This is a genomic window from Flavobacterium sp. (genome assembly GCF_046317795.1).
In the GTDB taxonomy this organism is placed as follows: Bacteria; Bacteroidota; Bacteroidia; order Flavobacteriales; family Flavobacteriaceae; genus Flavobacterium.
The window spans coordinates 1-2714 of record NZ_JBKCVI010000216.1 but is presented as its reverse complement, the minus strand read 5'-3'; the positions used below and the strand labels follow the sequence as shown (position 1 = coordinate 2714).

Sequence of the window (2714 nt, the reverse complement as noted above, 5' to 3'; positions counted from 1 at the left end):
TTTTAATTTTTATTTTCTAATAAAGGTACAAATTTAAAATCGCCAACCTCATGTTTTTCAAACTGTGTTTCGTTTTTACGGATGAGCATGGTCATTACTTGTTCTTTATCGCCAACCGGAATAACAAGTCTTCCTCCTATTTTTAATTGAGCCATCAATGCTTTCGGGATAATTGGCGCACCAGCTGTTACAATGATACTATCAAATGGTGCATAATCTGGTAAACCTTTATAACCATCACCAAAAGATAAATGTTTTGGACGAATACCGAGTTTTGGCAATAAAGCCGATGTTTTTTTAAACAATTCATTTTGTCGTTCTACCGAATAAACCTTTGCTCCCAATGCAACTAATACCGCTGTTTGATATCCCGAACCAGTACCTATCTCAAGAATCTTATGATCTTTTTTTACCTCTAACAATTGTGTTTGAAAAGCCACCGTATAAGGTTGGGATATCGTTTGTCCGGCAGCAATCGGAAAAGCTTTGTCTTGATAAGCAAAATCCTCGAAGCTAGAGTCTAAAAACAAATGTCTTGGAATAATTTTAATTGCTTCCAGTACTCTTTTATCTTTAATTCCTTTATCCTCTAGTAGCTTGGCTAATTGATTTCGAAGCCCTTGATGTTTGCTTGTGTTTTTCATGTTATTGTGTGGAACGAAATAATCTGATCCGTAATTATGATTTCGTAAAAATAGAAGTAAAAATTTCAATATCAAAATTCAATGTCAATGTCGAGAATCTAAAAAATCTAAAATAATTAATCTTCAATCAAACCACTTTAAATTTTTAAACTCTTAAACTTTTAAACTATAAACTAAAATAGTACTTTTGATAAAATTTACTTTTATGCTTAAAGTTGGCGTTTTAGGTGCTGGTCACCTCGGAAAAATACATCTTCGCTTATTACAACAATCTTCTAAATATGAACTCGTTGGTTTTTATGACGAAAACCATGAAAACGGAGCTAAAATCGCTACCGAATTTGGATACAAACAATTTGATACTATAGCCAAATTGATTCACGCTGTAGACGTAATTGATATTGTAACTCCTACCCTTTCGCATTATAAATGTGCCAAAGTTTCCATCAAAAGTGGGAAACATGTTTTTATTGAAAAACCTATATCAACAACTGTAGAAGAAGCCGAAGAAATTATTGCTTTAGCCAAAGAGTATAACGTTAAAGGACAAGTGGGTCACGTAGAAAGATTTAATCCTGCCTTTATTGCTGTGAAAGATCAAATTGAAAATCCAATGTTTATTGAAACCCATCGTTTGGCAGAATTCAATCCACGTGGTACAGATGTTCCTGTTGTTTTAGATTTGATGATACACGATATAGATGCTATTTTGAGTGTGGTAAAATCAAAAGTAAAAGCCGTTCATGCCAGTGGCGTTTCAGTTTTGAGCCAATCGCCCGATATTGCCAATGCTCGAATTGAGTTTGAAAATGGTTGCGTTGCCAATATCACTTCGAGTAGAATATCCATGAAAAATATGCGTAAATCACGCTTTTTCCAAAAAGACGCTTACATCTCGGTTGATTATTTAGACAAAGTATGCGAGGTAGTAAAGATGAAACAAGCTCCTGAAGTTCCGGGTGATTTTGATATGATTTTACAAAATGCCGAAGGCGAAAAGAAACAAATTTATTTCAACAATCCTGAAGTAAGTCACAATAATGCTATCCTTGATGAATTGGAAACTTTTGCTGATGCCATCAATAACAATACAACTCCAATTGTAACTTTAGAAGATGGAACGGAAGCTTTACGAGTGGCTTATATGATTATTGATTCGATGAATGAAAAATAATTACATGAAAATTCTTGTTCTTTTATTTAGCTTTTTTCTTGGTGTTAATGCACAAAATAATTCTAATGTTCATTTTGAAGAATTAAAGCAAAGTATTGAAAATGAAAACATTAATTTAGAAGCTATTGATTTATCTTCTGAAGTAATAAATAATACAGAATTAAAAATAGTGCAATTATTAAATAATTCTGCTGATAATTTGAATGGTAAAAGTTTCGCATTCGTTTCTGGTTCAACAGGAACTTTTATAAGTAAAAAGACCGTTTTTTATTACTACTTTAAAGATTCATTCCTTAATAAAAAAAATGTTCTTACCTATTCGATTGTAAAGTTAAATCCCGATCAAATCAAATTATCAAATACAGACTATATTGTATTTTTCTGGACAAAAACATACAATCCCAATTCAAAAGCATTGCTAAAAAAAATAAAAAATACTAAACCAATATAATGAAAACAATTGCTGTAATAGGCGCAGGAACTATGGGCAACGGAATTGCGCATACTTTTGCTCAAAGCGGTTTTACCGTAAAATTAATTGATGTTTCCGAAAAATCACTGGAAAAAGGAATGGCAACGATAGCTTCCAATCTTGATCGGATGGTTACAAAAGGAACAATCACCGAAGATGATAAACACAAAACCATTGGAAATATAATCACTTATACTGATATAAAGGATGGCGTTGTTGGAACTGATTTGGTTGTGGAAGCAGCCACAGAAAATGTAACATTAAAACTGAACATCTTCAAGCAATTAAGTGAAGTTTGCAATCATAATGTGATTTTAGCAACCAATACTTCTTCCATTTCTATTACACAAATAGCGGCACAAGTGGTTCATCCAGAGAGAGTAATTGGAATGCATTTTATGAATCCGGTGCCAATAATGAAATT

General features: G+C 32.5%; 4 protein-coding genes. 3 read left to right on the top strand and 1 reads right to left on the bottom strand.

Translation table 11 applies throughout. The features are described from left to right. Positions 1 to 2: 2 nt before the first annotated feature. Complete coding sequence (locus tag ACK5ON_RS12700) at positions 3 to 644, bottom strand: protein-L-isoaspartate(D-aspartate) O-methyltransferase (RefSeq protein WP_409823151.1); 642 nt, start codon at positions 642 to 644, stop codon at positions 3 to 5. Between the two features lie 205 nt (positions 645 to 849). Here ACK5ON_RS12700 and ACK5ON_RS12695 point away from each other — a divergent pair, with 205 nt between their 5' ends. The 3 genes from ACK5ON_RS12695 to ACK5ON_RS12685 form a co-directional block, all read left to right on the top strand. Continuing rightward, positions 850 to 1818: a Gfo/Idh/MocA family protein gene (locus ACK5ON_RS12695; protein WP_409823148.1), complete on the top strand. Its 969-nt coding sequence runs from the start codon at positions 850 to 852 to the stop codon at positions 1816 to 1818. A 4-nt stretch (positions 1819 to 1822) separates the two neighbouring features. Beyond that, positions 1823 to 2269: a hypothetical protein gene (locus ACK5ON_RS12690; protein WP_409823145.1), complete on the top strand. Its 447-nt coding sequence runs from the start codon at positions 1823 to 1825 to the stop codon at positions 2267 to 2269. Next, positions 2269 to 2714 (top strand): 3-hydroxyacyl-CoA dehydrogenase family protein (locus ACK5ON_RS12685; RefSeq protein ID WP_409823142.1); only part of this gene is annotated, 446 nt, incomplete at its 3' end. The genes ACK5ON_RS12690 and ACK5ON_RS12685, both read left to right, overlap by 1 nt.